Source organism: Brevundimonas sp. AC546 (assembly GCF_979258305.1).
On record NZ_OZ409849.1, the window covers coordinates 269972 to 284813 of the forward strand.

The 14842-nt window shown below is 67.3% G+C and carries 16 protein-coding genes; 6 read left to right on the plus strand and 10 right to left on the minus strand.

Translation table 11 applies throughout. The features are described 5' to 3' along the window. Positions 1-7: 7 nt before the first annotated feature. Entirely contained in the window at positions 8-2638 is a 2631-nt protein-coding gene (locus tag ACZZZD_RS01375; RefSeq protein WP_463431948.1) for a TSCPD domain-containing protein, read from the minus strand. A 207-nt stretch (positions 2639-2845) separates the two neighbouring features. Between ACZZZD_RS01375 and ACZZZD_RS01380 the strand changes: the two genes are divergently transcribed. The 3 genes from ACZZZD_RS01380 to ACZZZD_RS01390 are packed head-to-tail and all read left to right on the plus strand — an operon-like array spanning position 2846 to position 4259. Next, positions 2846-3238 (plus strand): NADH:ubiquinone oxidoreductase subunit NDUFA12, encoded by a 393-nt coding sequence (locus ACZZZD_RS01380; protein WP_428154832.1) that lies wholly within the window; start codon positions 2846-2848, stop codon positions 3236-3238. Then, complete coding sequence (locus tag ACZZZD_RS01385) at positions 3235-3891, plus strand: DUF2155 domain-containing protein (RefSeq protein ID WP_463431952.1); 657 nt, start codon at positions 3235-3237, stop codon at positions 3889-3891. Before ACZZZD_RS01380 ends, ACZZZD_RS01385 begins: the two co-directional genes overlap by 4 nt. A gap of 26 nt (positions 3892-3917) precedes the next feature. Beyond that, positions 3918-4259, plus strand: coding sequence for an EF-hand domain-containing protein (locus tag ACZZZD_RS01390; RefSeq protein ID WP_463431954.1), 342 nt, complete (start codon positions 3918-3920; stop codon positions 4257-4259). A 178-nt stretch (positions 4260-4437) separates the two neighbouring features. Here the strand turns inward: ACZZZD_RS01390 and lepB are convergent, their stop codons facing one another. The 6 genes from lepB to aroQ form a co-directional block, all read right to left on the minus strand. After that, on the minus strand, positions 4438-5202 hold the full coding sequence (gene lepB / locus ACZZZD_RS01395; protein ID WP_463431956.1) for a signal peptidase I: 765 nt from the start codon (positions 5200-5202) through the stop codon (positions 4438-4440). A gap of 92 nt (positions 5203-5294) precedes the next feature. Continuing rightward, positions 5295-5975: a leucyl/phenylalanyl-tRNA--protein transferase gene (aat, locus tag ACZZZD_RS01400; RefSeq protein ID WP_463431958.1), complete on the minus strand. Its 681-nt coding sequence runs from the start codon at positions 5973-5975 to the stop codon at positions 5295-5297. After that, positions 5972-6988: a 2-hydroxyacid dehydrogenase gene (locus tag ACZZZD_RS01405; RefSeq protein WP_463431960.1), complete on the minus strand. Its 1017-nt coding sequence runs from the start codon at positions 6986-6988 to the stop codon at positions 5972-5974. The genes aat and ACZZZD_RS01405 overlap by 4 nt, the downstream gene beginning before the upstream one ends. A gap of 29 nt (positions 6989-7017) precedes the next feature. Continuing rightward, on the minus strand, positions 7018-8373 hold the full coding sequence (accC, locus tag ACZZZD_RS01410; RefSeq protein ID WP_463431962.1) for an acetyl-CoA carboxylase biotin carboxylase subunit: 1356 nt from the start codon (positions 8371-8373) through the stop codon (positions 7018-7020). A gap of 9 nt (positions 8374-8382) precedes the next feature. Beyond that, on the minus strand, positions 8383-8868 hold the full coding sequence (gene accB, locus ACZZZD_RS01415; protein WP_463431964.1) for an acetyl-CoA carboxylase biotin carboxyl carrier protein: 486 nt from the start codon (positions 8866-8868) through the stop codon (positions 8383-8385). A 46-nt stretch (positions 8869-8914) separates the two neighbouring features. After that, positions 8915-9361 (minus strand): type II 3-dehydroquinate dehydratase, encoded by a 447-nt coding sequence (aroQ, locus tag ACZZZD_RS01420; protein WP_463431966.1) that lies wholly within the window; start codon positions 9359-9361, stop codon positions 8915-8917. A 367-nt stretch (positions 9362-9728) separates the two neighbouring features. Here aroQ and thiS point away from each other — a divergent pair, with 367 nt between their 5' ends. Continuing rightward, complete coding sequence (gene thiS, locus ACZZZD_RS01425) at positions 9729-9929, plus strand: sulfur carrier protein ThiS (protein WP_135193027.1); 201 nt, start codon at positions 9729-9731, stop codon at positions 9927-9929. On the opposite strand, the gene ACZZZD_RS01430 is transcribed toward thiS, so the two are convergent. Then, a complete protein-coding gene (locus tag ACZZZD_RS01430) occupies positions 9930-10316 on the minus strand; it encodes a type II toxin-antitoxin system VapC family toxin (protein ID WP_463431968.1) in 387 nt (128 codons plus the stop codon). Beyond that, positions 10313-10585, minus strand: a complete 273-nt coding sequence (locus ACZZZD_RS01435) for a type II toxin-antitoxin system Phd/YefM family antitoxin (RefSeq protein WP_463431970.1) — start codon at positions 10583-10585, stop codon at positions 10313-10315. Before ACZZZD_RS01435 ends, ACZZZD_RS01430 begins: the two co-directional genes overlap by 4 nt. Positions 10586-10700: 115 nt before the next feature. On the opposite strand from ACZZZD_RS01435, the gene ACZZZD_RS01440 reads away from it, so the two are divergent. After that, positions 10701-11483 carry a thiazole synthase gene (locus ACZZZD_RS01440; RefSeq protein WP_463431972.1) on the plus strand — a complete coding sequence of 261 codons (783 nt, stop codon included), beginning with the start codon at positions 10701-10703 and terminating at the stop codon, positions 11481-11483. 901 nt (positions 11484-12384) lie between these two features. On the opposite strand, the gene udk is transcribed toward ACZZZD_RS01440, so the two are convergent. Continuing rightward, positions 12385-13032: a uridine kinase gene (gene udk / locus ACZZZD_RS01445; protein WP_463431974.1), complete on the minus strand. Its 648-nt coding sequence runs from the start codon at positions 13030-13032 to the stop codon at positions 12385-12387. 168 nt (positions 13033-13200) lie between these two features. On the opposite strand from udk, the gene ACZZZD_RS01450 reads away from it, so the two are divergent. Continuing rightward, entirely contained in the window at positions 13201-14829 is a 1629-nt protein-coding gene (locus ACZZZD_RS01450) for a long-chain-fatty-acid--CoA ligase (protein WP_463431976.1), read from the plus strand. Positions 14830-14842 lie beyond the last annotated feature (13 nt).

Sequence of the window (14842 nt, forward strand, 5' to 3'; positions counted from 1 at the left end):
CCTTAACCTACCCCTGATCGCCGCCCTTGAGCGCCGGCGCCGCCCCGCACGTGTCGCAGACCCAGGCGGCGCCGCGTTGCTGCAGGCTGAAGTCGCCGCATGCGGGGCAGGCGACCGCCTCGCTGTCGGCGATGTGACGCGGCTCGGGCTCTGTCTTCTTGCCGAAGGGCAGGACGACCAGATTGTCGGGCGCCGATCCGCGCGCGAACCCCTTGGAGATGAACCGGGCGGCGGGCACGGCCGCGTTGGCGTCGGGCTTTCCATCGCCCAAACCATCGGCATTGAGGTCGTCCGTCCCGGCGTTGGCCAGTTCGTCGCGGTCCAGATAGGAAACGCCCAGTTCGCGGAAGATATAGTCCAGGATCGAGGTCGCCGACTTGATGGAGTTGTTGCCGGTGACGCGCCCGGCCGGCTCGAACCGGGTGAAGACGAAGGCGTCCACGAACTCGTCCAGCGGCACGCCGTATTGCAGGCCGATGGAGATGGCGATGGCGAAGTTGTTCATCAGGCTGCGGAAGGCGGCGCCTTCCTTGTGCATGTCGATGAAGATCTCGCCCAGCTCGCCGTCTTCATATTCGCCGGTGTGGATATAGACCTTGTGGCCCCCGACGGCGGCCTTCTGGATATAGCCCTTGCGCCGGTCGGGCAGTTTGCGGCGCGCCCGTTCGCGCTCGATCACGCGTTCGACAACCCGTTCCGTCGGCGCGGGGCGGGGGGCGTCGCGCACAGGCTCGGCACGCGTCGCATCGATGTTCGGCAATGACAGCAGCGGACCGGCCGGCGGCGCGGCGCGGGCCAGCCGGATGGCGCGACGGCCGTCCAATGCGCCCTGGCTCAGCAGTCTCGCGGCTTGGGCTGGCGTGGCGCGCCAGTCCATCGGTTCGACAGCGATGTCCGGGGTGTCGCTGAACGGCTCGGTGGCGCGCCGCAGGTCCGCCACGGCGCCCGTCGGATCGGCCAGCAGGGCGGCGACGGACGCGGGCGCCTCGGGCCAATCGCTCAGGTCGCCATGACCGAAAACCCAGCGCGCCGCCGCCGTTTCGGCTTCTTCGGACACGCCCAGCAGGGTCAGCAGCAGACCGTCGCCGTCCTCGACGCCCAGCACGTCGCGGATGAAGCCGGGGTCCAGGACGGGGGCGGCGAACACGGTGTCGAAATCCTCGGCCCAGGCCAGGGCGTTCTCGATGGCGGCCAGTTCGATGTCGGTGAAGCCCAGCGCGCGCAGCGACGCATGGTCGATGCCCGGCGCCTCGACCAGGGTGCGGCGCCCGAACGTCCACCGCTCCGCCGCCTCGACATCGCCGCCCGCCGCCGTCAGCGCCGCCGCCAGGGCAGGGTGCAGCCGGCGACCGATCTCGTCGTCCGCCGTCTGGAATACATTGACCGCCCCGATCCGCCCCAAGCCCAGCCGCAGCCGCGCCTCTGCATCGTCGACGAACAGGCCGATGGCCGAGTGCCGCCGCGCCTTGGGCGCGACCGCCAGAGCTTGCGACGCCACGGCGGCGAGCGGTTCTGTCAGCCCTTTCAGCACGTCGCGCCGCGCGCTTATGGTCTCGGCGGCGGCGCCCTTCAGGTCGTCCCAGTCGGGGCAAGGACCGCGCACGCTCGCCAATTCGGCCGAAGTCTGCGCCGCCGTCGCCGCGATCAGTCCCGCGAACGCCTGCGCCCGAGCCGTGCGGTCATTGTCCGCCGCCAGGGCCTCCAGCAACCCGTCCAGCCCAAGGGCCATCACGTCCAGCGTCGCCGCCTGAAGGTCTAGCGCCACCGTCAGCAACCGTGCCAGGGCCGTCAAATCGGCCGCCGCGTCGCCGCCCAGCGCCAGCACGGCGCCCAGGTCGATGACGGCCCGGCTCGCAGACGCCGTCGCGGTCTCAGCATCGCGCGGATCGAAGGCGACGATCAGCCCGCCGTCCAGCGCCGCTTCCGCCGCGAGCAGGGCCTCCGGCGCGCCCGCCGCGATCTGCGTCCGGTCCGCCAGGGCGACCAGCGGCGCGCCCTCGACCATTGGCTCCAGCGCCATGGCGGGCCGTTCGCCGTCGATGGCTCTGAGAATGTCTGCGTCGCTGGCCCCGCAGCGTCGCGCCAGCGCCGCCGCACGGCCGAGCGCCGGATTGCGCGAGGGATCGCCGCAGTCGCCGCGCGGTCCTTCGCAACGGTCCACCGCATCAGCCACCCCCGCCAGAGCCTCGGCCAGGGCCTGCGCCGCCTGGGCGCCCAGGCGCGCCGCAGCCCGCTTGCCGCTGTGTGTCCTCAGATTGGCGCCCGCGCCGGGATCGTTCAGATCGACGATACCGGCCGCGACCGGCCCCGATCCCGCCGGCGCCGCCAGGCCCAGCTTGAACGCGCCCGACAGCTCGCCCGCGAACGCGGCGGCCTCGATGCGGTCGGCGAATACCCCTTCGGCCACGCCCGTCGCCGCCAGCCGCTCGGCCCAGGCGTCGACGCCGCCGTTCAGCCAGTCGCCGGACATCGGTGTTGCGAACCCCGCCGCATCCACCCAGTCCAGCCAGGCCTCGATCTGGGCGTCGGACCAGCCCGCAGGCGCCAGCACCTGTTGCACGCTGGCGGGGCGTTCGACGGCGCGGGTCTCCATCGCGACTCGTTCAGCGCGAATGGCGAAGCCGGATTGAAAGCGCATGGCGGCGTCTCTCCGAAAGGTTCTGCCCAGCCTAGGCGGTCGCGCGCCCCTTCGCCAATACATCTGGTGTGCTCAGGCCATGTTGCCCACAAGATATCGATTCGACCTGACCCTTCTGAACGCTGGACGAAGGGGGCGCGGGTTTCTATGATCCGCGCCAGACGCCGCCTCCCTTTTCGGCGACCCCTTACGGTTGGATTCCACGACGTGTTGAGCAAGATTTTCGGCTGGTGGGAGGGCGCCACGATCGGCACCCGCTTCACCATCGCCAAGCGCGGTCGCTTCGTCGGCCAGGACGAGAACGGCAATCGCTATTTCGAGAGCCGCGACAATGTCAGCTACGACGGCCGCAAGCGTCGCTGGGTCATCTATGACGGCTATGCCGAGGCCTCCAAGGTGACGCCCGACTGGCACGGTTGGCTGCACTACACCTTCGACCTGCCCCCGACTGAGCAGCCTCTGCCGCGTCGCGTCTGGGAAAAGGATCATATGCCCAATATGACCGGCACGCCCCTGGCATGGCGTCCGCCCGGCTCGCTGGCCAACGAGGCCAAGCGTCCGGCCGCGACCGGCGACTATCAGGCCTGGACGCCCGAGTGAAAACGCGCCGCATCCTGTTGGGCGCAGCTGCCGTCGCGGGCGTGCTGAGCGCAGGCGCGGTCACTGCCAGCGTGCTTCAGGACGCGCCGCGCGACGCCCGCCCGGTCCAGGATCCGATCGGCGACATCCTGCGCACCACGCCGAGCCAGCCTCCCGTGCCGGCCGAGACCCCGCCTGCCGGCGCGCCGGCGCCCCGCTCGCCCGTCGCCGTGACGCCGCCCCCGACCATCATCATCGCCGAAGACGCCGCGGTCGAGGAAAAGGCCGAGCAGGAGGTCGCTGCAGAGAAACCCGTCGCGACCAAGGCCATCGACCAGCCCGACACCCCGGCTCGTCGCCAGCGCCGCAAGTTCGCGGTCATCCAGGCCATCGACAAGGTCACGGCCGAGTCCATGAAGTTCGAGGTCGAGGTCGGCGGTCGGCCCGTCCGCTTCAACCGCAACCTGATCTTCGCCGCCCGCGCCTGCGAGGTGACGACCCCGGACGAGCTGACCGAGGACGCCATCGCCTATATCGACGTGTCGCTTCAGCCGCGCGGCCAGCAGGCCTCGCCCCGCCAGATCTTCCGCGGCTGGATGTTCGCCTCGTCGCCCTCCGTCAGCGGCATCCAGAACCCCTATTACGACGCCTGGATTGTGGGCTGTAAGAACTGACCTTTCACGCCGCGAGGAGGCTGAGGATGGATCGCGACAAGCCGCTCAAGAAAAGCGAAACGGTCGAGATCCGACTGCCGCATGCGACCAAGGCCGCCTTCATGGCCCGCTGCCGCGCCGAGGGCCGCACCGCCAGCGACGCCATCCGCCGCTTCATCGACGCCGAACTGAGCCAGACGTCTTCGACGCGACGTTCGCCCCGCCTAAGCTGGCGTCCGCTGCTGGCCGCCGCCGTCGCCGGCCTGGCCCTGGGCGCCGTGGCCGCGCCGTCGTTGGCGCAATCTTCGCCGCCCAGCCGCGCCGCCTTCGACCGGATGGACCGCAATCACGACGGCGTCGTCAGCTTCGACGAATATCGCGCGCGTTAGGTCCCACCTCATTATCCGTCGCCCTCGGGTTCGTCCCGAGGGCCTACGGCAGATGCAGATGCGGTGGATCGGCATTCAGGCAGCGCGTTCCAACATCTAGCGCCCGAGTGAGGTCAACGGTGGGCCCTCGGGACGAGCCCGAGGGTGACGGAACTTGTTGGGACGGCTGTATTCCGACCTACCTAATCCGAACCAAAAACCGGTCCCACTGAAGGTTCAGCCAGGTCCAGGGCTTGAACAGGCCCGCACCCGGCTTCCATGACGCCATGACGATCTCGGCCCGACCGACGATGTTCTCGGCGGGCAGCAGGCCGACCCCGACCTCGACCGGCCAGCGGCTGTCCAGAGAGTTGTCGCGGTTGTCGCCCATCATCAGATACTGGCCCGGCGGCACGCGGCGCAGGGGCGTGTCGTCGCCCGGCAGGTCCGGCCCGCCGTCATAGGTGACATAGGTCCGCCCGTCGGCCAGGGTCTCGCGCACCTGCTGCACCCGGCGCTGGCGCGCGTCATGGTCGGCGACGACATCCAGCCGGGTCTGGCGCACCGCGTCGCTATTGACGAAAACCACGCCGCCGCGCACCTGAACCGTGTCGCCGGGCAGGCCCACGACCCGCTTGATCCACGTCTGTTTCGGATCGCGCGGCAGGCGGAACACCACCACGTCCCCGAGCCGGGGCTCGCGCGCCATCACCCGCCCCCGCGAGATCGGCGGCGAAAACGGCAGCGACGCCGTGCTCCATCCGTAGGCGTATTTGGACACGACGATATAGTCGCCGGTCACCAGTCCCGGCTCCATCGACGACGAGGGAATGGTGAAGGGTTGGAACAGCAGGATGCGGAGCGCTGTCGCCACGATCAGGGCGATGGCGAGCGTGAGTGCGATCTCTCGCACTTCGCGCAGGACGGTCGAGCGGGGCGGCGCTTGGGGTGCGGTCTGGGTCATGCCGCCATTGACCGCCAGACCCGCCGCCGACGCCAATCCGAACCTGTCGGGACAGGCCGGAAATCGTGTCCGGACAGATCAGACGGTCGCCGTCATGCCGTGGCCAGGGCCACCGCCTCGGCGCCGGTCAGGGGCGCACGCAACGCCGCCTGATCCGGCCTGACGGACAGGGCAGGGGCCAGCCGGTCCAGATATTCCGCCTGTGGCGTCTCCACCGCGCCGAACTGGCTCAGATGGTCGGTCAGGAACTGTGCGTCCAACAGGGTCCAGCCGCCCTTCCTCAACCGTGCGACCAGATGCACCAGCGCGACCTTGGACGCATCCCGCTCGCGGCTGAACATGCTCTCGCCGAAGAAGGCCCCGCCCAGCGAAACGCCATACAGACCGCCGACCAGCCGTTCGTTTCGCCAGCATTCGATGGAGTGGACGAACCCCATGGCGAACAAGGCCGCATACAGCCGCCGGATCGGCCCGTTGATCCAGGTGTCCTCGCGATCCGGCCCCTGCGCCGCCGCACAGCCGTCCAGAACCGCCTCGAAGGCGGTATCGACCCGCACCTCGAACGGCTCGCCCCTCACGGTGCGACGCAGGCGCGACGGGATGTGAAAGGCGTCCAGCGGCACGACGCCGCGCTGCTCCGGCTCGATGATGAAGACGCGCGGATCGTCACGCGCCTCGGCCATCGGAAACACCCCGCGCGCGTAACAGGCCAGCAGGTCCTCGGGGCCAAAACCGCCGAACGGGCCGCTGGCGCTGAAATCGGGTTCGGTCATGCGGCGGGGCGAATCTGGTCTGGGGTCACGCGATTTTCGGGGACGCGCCCGGCCTCGATCTCGCTCAGGCCCGACAGGGTCGTGACGGCGATGGCCGTCAAAGCTTCCTCGGTCAGGAAGGCCTGGTGTCCGGTGATCAGGACGTTTGGGAAGGTCAGCAAGCGCTGGAACACGTCGTCCTGAACGATCTCGTTCGACAGGTCCTCGAAGAACAGATCGCCTTCCTGTTCATAGACGTCCAGGGCGACGCCGCCGACGCGTCGGCTTTTCAGCGCGTCGATCAGGGCCTGGGTGTCGATCAGGGCGCCCCGACTGGTGTTGACGATCATCACGCGCGGCCGGGCCATGGCCAGGGCCGCTGCGTCGATCAGATGACGCGTCTCCGGCGTCAGCGGGCAGTGCAGGGTGATGATGTCGGACTGACGCAGCAAGGTCTCGCGATCCACATAGCGCACGCCGATCTTCGCCAGTTCGGCGTCCTCGACAACGTCATGCGCCAGGACGTCACAGCCGAAACCCAGCCTCAGCGCCCGCGCGACCAAGGCGCCGATCCGGCCCGTGCCGACGACCCCGGCGGTGCGTCCCGACAGGTTGCGGCCGATCAGGCCGTCCAGCGCGAAGTTGTTCTCGCGCACGCGGGCGGAGGCGCGGGGAATGTTGCGATCCATCGCCAGCAGCAGGCCCAGGGTGAACTCGGACACCGCCTCGGGCGAATAGGCCGGCACGCGGATGACCGTCAGGCCCAGCGCCTCGGCCGCGCGCAGATCGACATTGTTGTAGCCGGCGCACCGCAACGCCACGACCCGCACCCCGCCCTGCGCCAGCAGCGTCAGTGTGGCGGCGTCCAGCCTGTCGTTGACAAAGACGCAGACCGCATCGAATCCCGCGGCCAACGGCGCCGTCGCTGCGTCCAGGCGCGGTTCGAACCAGGTCAACTCATGGCCGAAGTCGGCGTTGGCGAGATCGAGGAACCGGCGATCATAGGCCTTGGTCGCAAAGACCGCGATGCGCATGGGCCGGTTCCTCTTGTTTCAGCCAGGCGTCAGGCGCTGTCGCCCTTTTGGCGCGCAGCCCACTTCTCCAGCCAGTGGATGTCATAATCGCCGGACAGGATGTCGGGCTCCTGCAACAGCTTCTGGAACAGGGGGATGGTGGTGTCGACGCCGCCGATGACGATCTCGTTCAACGACCGCTTCAGGCGGGCGATGGCCTCTTCACGGTCGCGACCGTGGACGATCAGCTTGCCGATCAGGCTGTCGTAATAGGGCGGGATCGAATAGCCGGCGTAGATGGCGCTATCCAGACGGACGCCCAGGCCGCCGGGGGCGTGGAAGTCGGTGATCTTGCCCGGCGACGGGGTGAAGGTCTCCGGGTTCTCGGCGTTGATCCGTACCTCGATGGCGTGGCCTTTGAACTCGATGTCCTCTTGCGTGAAGGACAGCGGCAGGCCGGCGGCAATCCGCACCTGTTCGCGCACCAGGTCGACGCCGGTGATCATTTCGGTGACCGGGTGTTCGACCTGCAGGCGGGTGTTCATCTCGATGAAGAAGAACTCGCCGTCCTCCCACAGAAACTCAATGGTGCCGACGCCCAGATAGCCGATGGCGGCGATGGCCTTGTTGACCGTCTCGCCGATCTGCTTGCGACCCTCGGCCGACAGGGCGGGCGAGGGGGCCTCTTCCAGCACCTTCTGGTGACGACGTTGCAGCGAGCAGTCGCGTTCGCCCAGGTGGACGACATTGCCGTGGCTGTCGGCGATGACCTGGATCTCGATGTGGCGCGGCTTCTGGAGATAGCGCTCCATATAGACGGCGCCGTTGCCGAAGGCGGCCTTGGCCTCGGACTGGGCGGTCTGAACCGCCTCGACCAGGTCGTCAGGCGTCAGGGCGACCTTCATGCCGCGTCCGCCGCCGCCCGCCGCCGCCTTGACGATCAGGGGAAAGCCGATGGCCTTGGACGCCTCGATGGCGGCCTCGACGGTCTCGACCTCGCCCTTGGAGCCCGGAACGACCGGGATGCCGGCGTCCATGACCGTCTGTTTGGCGCTGATCTTGTCGCCCATGACCCGGATATGTTCGGGCTTGGGACCGATGAAGGTCATGCCGTGGGCTTCGACGATCTCGGCGAAACGGGCGTTTTCCGACAGGAAGCCATAGCCGGGGTGGATCGCCTGGGCGCCGGTGATCTCGGCGGCCGCGATGATCGACGGGATGTTCAGATACGATTTGGCGGCGGAGGCCGGGCCGATGCAGACGCTCTCGTCCGCCAGCCGCACCCACATGGCGCCCCGGTCGGCTTCGGAGTGAACGGCGACGGTGGAGATGCCCATCTCCTTGCACGCCCGGTGAATGCGCAGCGCGATCTCGCCGCGGTTGGCGATCAGAACCTTGGTGAACATCAGGGCGCCTTAGGCTTCCAGCAGGACGAGCGGCTCGCCGAATTCGACCGGCTGTGCGTCGCCGACCAGAATGTCCGCCACGACGCCGTCGCGCGGGGACTGGATCGGGTTCATGGTCTTCATCGCCTCGACGATCAGCAGGGTCTGGCCCTTCTTGACCTTGTCTCCCGGCTGGCAGAAGGCCGGGGCTTCCGGCGAGGCCTGCAGATAGACGGTGCCCACCATCGGCGACTTCACCTCTTCGCCCGCACGGGCGACGATGGTCGCCGGGTCCGACGGCATGGAGGCCGGGGCGCCAGCAGCGGGCGCAGCGACCGGCGCCGGGGCGGCGGCGTATTGCACCGGGGCGGCGTTGACGGTGATCTCGCGAGCGACCCGGATGCGCAGGTCGCCGCGCTCGACTTCGACTTCCGTCAGGTCGGTCTCGTTCAGGATGTCGGCCAGCTGGCGAACCAGGGCGGCGTCGATTTCGGCGTGTTTCTTGTCATCGGCCATTGGAGTGCGCCTTGTCTTTCGTGGTCTTGAGTAAACGGGACGGGCCTCAGCCGCGTTCCCGAACCTTGGTGAGAGCCGCCTGGACGGCCAGTTCATAGCCTGCTGCGCCGAAGCCGGCGATGACGCCGGTCGCCGCGGACGACACATAGGAGTGATGGCGAAACGCCTCACGCGCCGCCGGATTGGACAGATGCAGTTCGATCACCGGGATCGACAGCATCTTCAGCGCATCGTGCAGCGCCACCGACGTATGCCCATAGGCCGCCGGATTGATGATCAGGGCGTCCACGCCTTCGCGGGCTTCCTGGATCCAGTCCACTAGAACGCCCTCGTGGTTGGTCTGGCGGAACACGACCGTCGCGCCGTTCGCCGCCTTGACGCAGCGCTGTTCGATGTCCGCCAGGGTGTCGCGGCCATAGATGTCCGGCTCCCGAACCCCCAGCAGGTTCAGATTGGGGCCGTTCAGCACATGAATGACGGGCGTGTCGGACATGGGGCGAAGAAAATCGTTTCCGGGAATCGCGCTGGCGAGATTCAGCACAAGAGGGGCCTTTTAGCCGACGCGGAGCCTGGGTCAAACGGTCGCCGCATCGAACCTTACGCAAGGTCAGTCACCGTGGATGGCGCAAATTTCGCATTCCTCGTCTCATTCGTCCCTGATCGGGACAGGGCTGAAGGAGCGCGGAGGATGCGCCAGGACGCCAAGATCGTGATCAGATCCGTCGTTGCGGCCTTCGTCGCCGTGGCCGTGGCGATCGGCGCCTTTCTGTTCGAGGCCGGCTGAGTCCGTACGCCGTCTGGCGTCGCGTGGCGCCAGCCTCTATCTGAGATCCGCCTCTTAGCGCCCGGAGACCAGACGCGTGCACCAGATCCATCTCAACGGCGAACCCCGCCAGGTCCAGGCCGCCACCATTCTGGCTCTGGTCGAGGAACTGTCGCTGGACCCCCGCAAGGTCGCCGTCGAACGCAATCTGGAGATCGTGCCCAAGTCCCTGCACGCCGCCACCCCCGTCGCCCAAGGCGACCGCATCGAACTGGTCCAGTTCGTCGGCGGTGGCTGATCAGACCTTGATGATCGGGCCAGGATAGAAGGCGATCTGACTGTCTGCGGTGACAAGACGAGCGCCTTCGGCGATGGCCTGAGCGATGAGCAGGCGATCAAAAGGGTCGCGATGGATCAAGGGCAGTCCGCTCAGTTCCAGAGTATGCAGGCTGGTCACTGGAATCTCTTCGTAACTTGCCGCCAGCAACCGGCGGCGGAAGGCGAGGGGATCAACACCGAAGTCGGCACGATTCAGTCCACGCTTGACGACGATCTCCCATATATTGACGGCGCTGAAGATCAGATCGTTATCCGGATCGGCCATCAGACTGGCGGCTTCAACGGGAAGGCGCGCCCGGTTCTCCGACGCCCACAGCAGCAGATGCGTATCGATCAGCAACCTCATCGGCTGGGGCCGTCCTCATGCACTCCATCGCCGTAGAACATCGCCTCGATCTCGGCTTTGCCCATCGTGTCGAAGTCATCAGGCACCTGAATTTCGCCCCGCATGAATCCAAACCGGCGCGAGGTGTCCACTGGCGCAGCCTCCTCAATCGCCGTCACCTTAACCATCGGCTTGCCGGCCTTGGCGATGATGAAGGACTCACCCTTGGCCGCCCTCTCTATCAGGCGGGACAGATGCGTCTTGGCCTGGTGGATGTTGACCGTCTCCATGACGTCGCTCCTATGAACTTAGTCCACTTAGTTTAGTCCACCCGGCGCATTCTCGCAACGCGGCGTGATCGATCCAGCCTTTGACATCGGCGGCCAGAGGCTTAGGTCACCACCCATGACCGATACAGCCTCCGAAACCTGGTCCGTCGCCGGCCGCACCTTCACCTCGCGACTGATCGTCGGCACCGGCAAATACGCCGACTACGCCCAGAACGCCGCCGCCGCCGAGGCTGCGGGCGCCGAGATCGTGACCGTGGCCGTGCGCCGCGTGAACCTGACCGATCCGAACCAGCCGATGCTGGTCGATTATGTGAAGCCGGATCGCTTCACCTTCCTGCCCAACACCGCCGGCTGTTTCACCGGCGAGGACGCGGTCCGCACCCTGCGCCTGGCGCGCGAGGCCGGCGGCTGGAGCCTGGTGAAGCTGGAGGTGCTGTCCAACACCGCCCACCTGTATCCCGACATGATCGAGACGCTGCGGGCGCTGGACCTGCTGATCAAGGACGGGTTCGACGTCATGGTCTATTGCACCGACGACGTCGTCATGGCCAAGCGGCTGGAAGACGCCGGCGCCGCCGCCATCATGCCCGCCGCCGCCCCCATCGGCTCGGGCCTGGGCATCCAGAACCCCATCAATGTCCGCCTGATCGTCGAACAGGCCAAGGTGCCGGTCCTGGTCGACGCCGGCGTGGGCACGGCCTCCGACGCGACCCTTGCCATGGAACTGGGCTGCGACGCCGTCCTGATGAACACCGCCATCGCCGGCGCCAAGGACCCCATCCGCATGGCCCGCGCCATGAAACACGCCGTCATCGCCGGCCGCGACGCCTATCTGGCCGGCCGGATGCCGAAGCGGATGTACGCGGACCCCTCGTCGCCGTTGGCGGGGCTGATTTAAGACGTCGGCGCACATCGTCTCCTCCCCACGTGTGGGGAGGGGGACCGCGAAGCGGTGGAGGGGCTCTCGAAGTCCCACAGGCGCTTGCGATGTGTCGCAGAGCCCCTCCGTCACGGCGCTGAAGACGCGCCGCGCCACCTCCCCATGAAATGGGGAGGAGACGATGATCAGCCATCACGATGACGCTGGTTCATCTCTAAAGATTTCAGCTGCTTGCCGATTTATGTCCCCGTTCTCCTGCCCACTGGGTCAAACCGCCCCATAATACACCCGTCCCGTCGCATCGGAGGGCTCGCTTGGCCTGCGACCTTGCGGCGGCGGGAGCGGATGGAACGGGAGCGGGGGTGAAATCCCTCCGCGCCGGTGGCGACACGCCGTCGGAGGGTCGAGGGGGATACTCGATCGCACTCGGGACAGTCCTCGCAGGGACTGCCGACCCGTCGCAGGCTTATGGGGTTAGGCGATAAGACCGCCACCGCTCGACGCCCCGAGCTTGCAGGCCAACCACCCGCGCGGAGCGTCGCACCCTTCGTCGAAACGGTAATCTCTAATCACACTCCGGGCGAAGGCCCGGCGCTCCGCCCAGCCCTCCAATAACTTCGCTGCGAAAGCGCGAGGACGATCAATTTTGTCTGGAGACCCGCATGGCCCGCCCAAAACCTCGCCGTCCCAAACCCGGTCGCGGCCTGCCGCCGCCTTATAGACAGACGCCCGAGGAGGAGGCCGAGGACGAACGGCTCCGTGCTCAACTGGAAATCGAATACATCCGACTGGACGCCATCTTGGTCGAGAAACGGGCCGAGGCCGCCGAACGCGCGCGCATCAGGGCTCTCAATGGCCATCCGCCAGTAGAGCGTGCCGCGCTTCGACCCGGAGAATTCCGGGTCGGGGATCTCTTTCGTTAGTCGTCCAACAATGCCTGCAGCAGCGGATGGGCCAGGACCGGCGCGGCGAGACGCACCACGGCCTGTGGGTCTTCCAGGCGCACGGCCGCCGTGGCGTCGGCGACGATGAAGTCGGCGTGGGTGCGCGACGGTTCGGTCAGGCGCTCGTGGCCCGGCCGCACGGTGGCCAGATATTGCGCCACGACCGAATCCGCCGACCGGCCCCGCTCGGTCTGGTCGCGCAGCAGGCGGCGGATGAAGCGGATGTCGGACGGGGTGTCCACGAACACCCGGATGTCGAACAGGGCGGTCAGGTCGGGGGTGCAGAGAACGTGGGTGCCCTCGACGATCACCACCTCGGCCGCCGCGATGGGCTCGCCGCCCGGCTCGCGTCCGTGGTGGATGAAGGAATAGACCGGCGCCGTCACCGCGCGCCCGGCCTTCAATTCCTTCAGGTCCGCGATCATCAGGTCGTGATCGCGCGCCGTCACATCGTCGAAGTCGAAGGTCGCGGCGTCGAAGCCGGGCAGGGAGGCGGCATCGCGGTAATAGCTGTCCTCGCGAACCAGCACCGCCGATCCCTGGGGCAGGGCCGAAACCAGCGCCTCCGCCAAGGTGCTCTTGCCGGAGCCGGAGCCCCCCGTGATCGCGATCAATATGGTCATGGGCGGTCTTCTAGTGCGGTCGTGCAGTCGGCGCCACGGGGGACGATCTGTCGCGCCCTGGCCGACCCCCGACTTGACGTTAGGTCACGTTGCTTATCGTCGATCACCGATGTTAGCGTCCGTTCAAGCGTCGGATCAATCAGACGCAACCAAGGAACAGGAAACGACATGCTGGGCTTGATGCAGGACTGGCCGCTGACGGTCGACAAGATCATCGACCACGCCAAACACTGGCACGGCGACCGCGAGGTGGTGACCCGCTCTGTCGAGGGCCCCATCGTCCGCACGACCTATGGCCAGATCCACGAGCGCGCCAAACGCGTGTCCAGCGCCCTGAAGGCCTGGGGCGTCAAGCCGGGCGACCGCGTCGCCACCCTGGCCTGGAACACCGCCAACCATATCGAGGCCTGGTACGGCATCATGGGCATCGGCGGGGTGTGCCACACCCTGAACCCGCGCCTGTTCCCGGAACAACTGATCTACATCATCAACCACGCCGAAGACCGGATCATCTTCGTCGACCTGACCTTCGTGCCGCTGCTGGAAGCCATCCTGCCGCACATCCCCAAGGTCGAGCGCGTCGTCATCATGACCGACGCGGCCCACATGCCGCAGACCAAACTGCCCAAGGCCGAGGCCTATGAAGACGCCATCGCGGGCCAGTCAGCGGACGTCGTCTGGGGCGACTTCGAGGAAAACACGGCGGGGGGCCTCTGCTACACCTCAGGCACGACGGGTAATCCGAAAGGGGTGTTGTATTCGCACCGCTCCAACTTCCTGCACACCTTCATGGCTATGCAATCCACCGTCGTCGGCGCCAAGACGACCGAGGTCATCCTGCCGGTCGTGCCGATGTTCCACGCCAACGCCTGGGGCATCGCCTTCGTCGGGCCGGCCTCGGGCGCGAAACTGGTGATGCCGGGCGCCAAGATGGACGGCGCCTCGATCTACGAGCTGCTGGAAAGCGAAAAGGTTACCTTCTCGGCCGCCGTGCCGACGGTCTGGCAAGGCCTGCTGGCCCATATGCGCGAGCATGATCTGAAGCTGTCAACCGTGACCCGGGTGCTGATCGGCGGATCGGCCGTGCCGGAAAGCCTGATCCGCGCCTTCCACGACGACTTCGGCATCGAGGTGCTGCAGGGCTGGGGCATGACCGAGACGTCGCCGATCGGCACCCTGTCCAACATGACGCCGGAACTGGCCCAACTGCCGTTCGAGGAACAGCTGGCCTATCGCACCAAACAGGGCACGCCCCCGTTGGGCGTTGAGCTGAAACTGAAGGACGACGCCGGCCAGACCCTGGCGCACGACGGCGCCGCCGTCGGTCACCTTATGGTCAAGGGCCCCACCGTCGCGGCCGCCTATTTCCGGGAAGAGCGCTCCATCGTCGATGGCGAAGGCTTCTTCGATACCGGGGACGTGGCCACGGTCGACGACCGGGGCTTCATGCAGATCACCGACAGGTCCAAGGACGTGATCAAGTCGGGCGGCGAGTGGATCAGCTCCATCGAGATCGAGAACATCGCCGTCGGCCATCCCAAGGTCGAACTGGCCGCCGTCATCGGCGCCGCCCACCCCAAATGGGACGAGCGGCCGGTGCTGCTGCTCAAGCTGAGAGACGGCGAGGCCCTAAACAAGCAGGAGCATCTCGACTTCCTGCAGGGCAAGATCGCCAAATGGTGGATGCCCGACGACGTGGTCGCCGTGGACGACATCCCGCTGGGCGCCACGGGCAAGATCGACAAGAAGCTTCTGCGCGAGCGGATGAAGGACTACCGTCTGCCCCCCGCAGCCTGAGCCGAACCGGAGC

Coding starts and splice junctions, on each gene's coding strand:
- aat (WP_463431958.1), bottom strand. CDS start 5,975: ATGACCGAACCCGATTTCAGCGCCAGCGGCCCGTTCGGCGGTTTTGGC.
- accC (WP_463431962.1), bottom strand. CDS start 8,373: ATGTTCACCAAGGTTCTGATCGCCAACCGCGGCGAGATCGCGCTGCGC.
- ACZZZD_RS01375 (WP_463431948.1), bottom strand. CDS start 2,638: ATGCGCTTTCAATCCGGCTTCGCCATTCGCGCTGAACGAGTCGCGATG.
- ACZZZD_RS01435 (WP_463431970.1), bottom strand. CDS start 10,585: ATGGAGACGGTCAACATCCACCAGGCCAAGACGCATCTGTCCCGCCTG.
- ACZZZD_RS01440 (WP_463431972.1), top strand. CDS start 10,701: ATGACCGATACAGCCTCCGAAACCTGGTCCGTCGCCGGCCGCACCTTC.
- lepB (WP_463431956.1), bottom strand. CDS start 5,202: ATGACCCAGACCGCACCCCAAGCGCCGCCCCGCTCGACCGTCCTGCGC.
- ACZZZD_RS01405 (WP_463431960.1), bottom strand. CDS start 6,988: ATGCGCATCGCGGTCTTTGCGACCAAGGCCTATGATCGCCGGTTCCTC.
- ACZZZD_RS01390 (WP_463431954.1), top strand. CDS start 3,918: ATGGATCGCGACAAGCCGCTCAAGAAAAGCGAAACGGTCGAGATCCGA.
- aroQ (WP_463431966.1), bottom strand. CDS start 9,361: ATGTCCGACACGCCCGTCATTCATGTGCTGAACGGCCCCAATCTGAAC.
- ACZZZD_RS01430 (WP_463431968.1), bottom strand. CDS start 10,316: ATGAGGTTGCTGATCGATACGCATCTGCTGCTGTGGGCGTCGGAGAAC.
- ACZZZD_RS01450 (WP_463431976.1), top strand. CDS start 13,201: ATGCTGGGCTTGATGCAGGACTGGCCGCTGACGGTCGACAAGATCATC.
- accB (WP_463431964.1), bottom strand. CDS start 8,868: ATGGCCGATGACAAGAAACACGCCGAAATCGACGCCGCCCTGGTTCGC.
- udk (WP_463431974.1), bottom strand. CDS start 13,032: ATGACCATATTGATCGCGATCACGGGGGGCTCCGGCTCCGGCAAGAGC.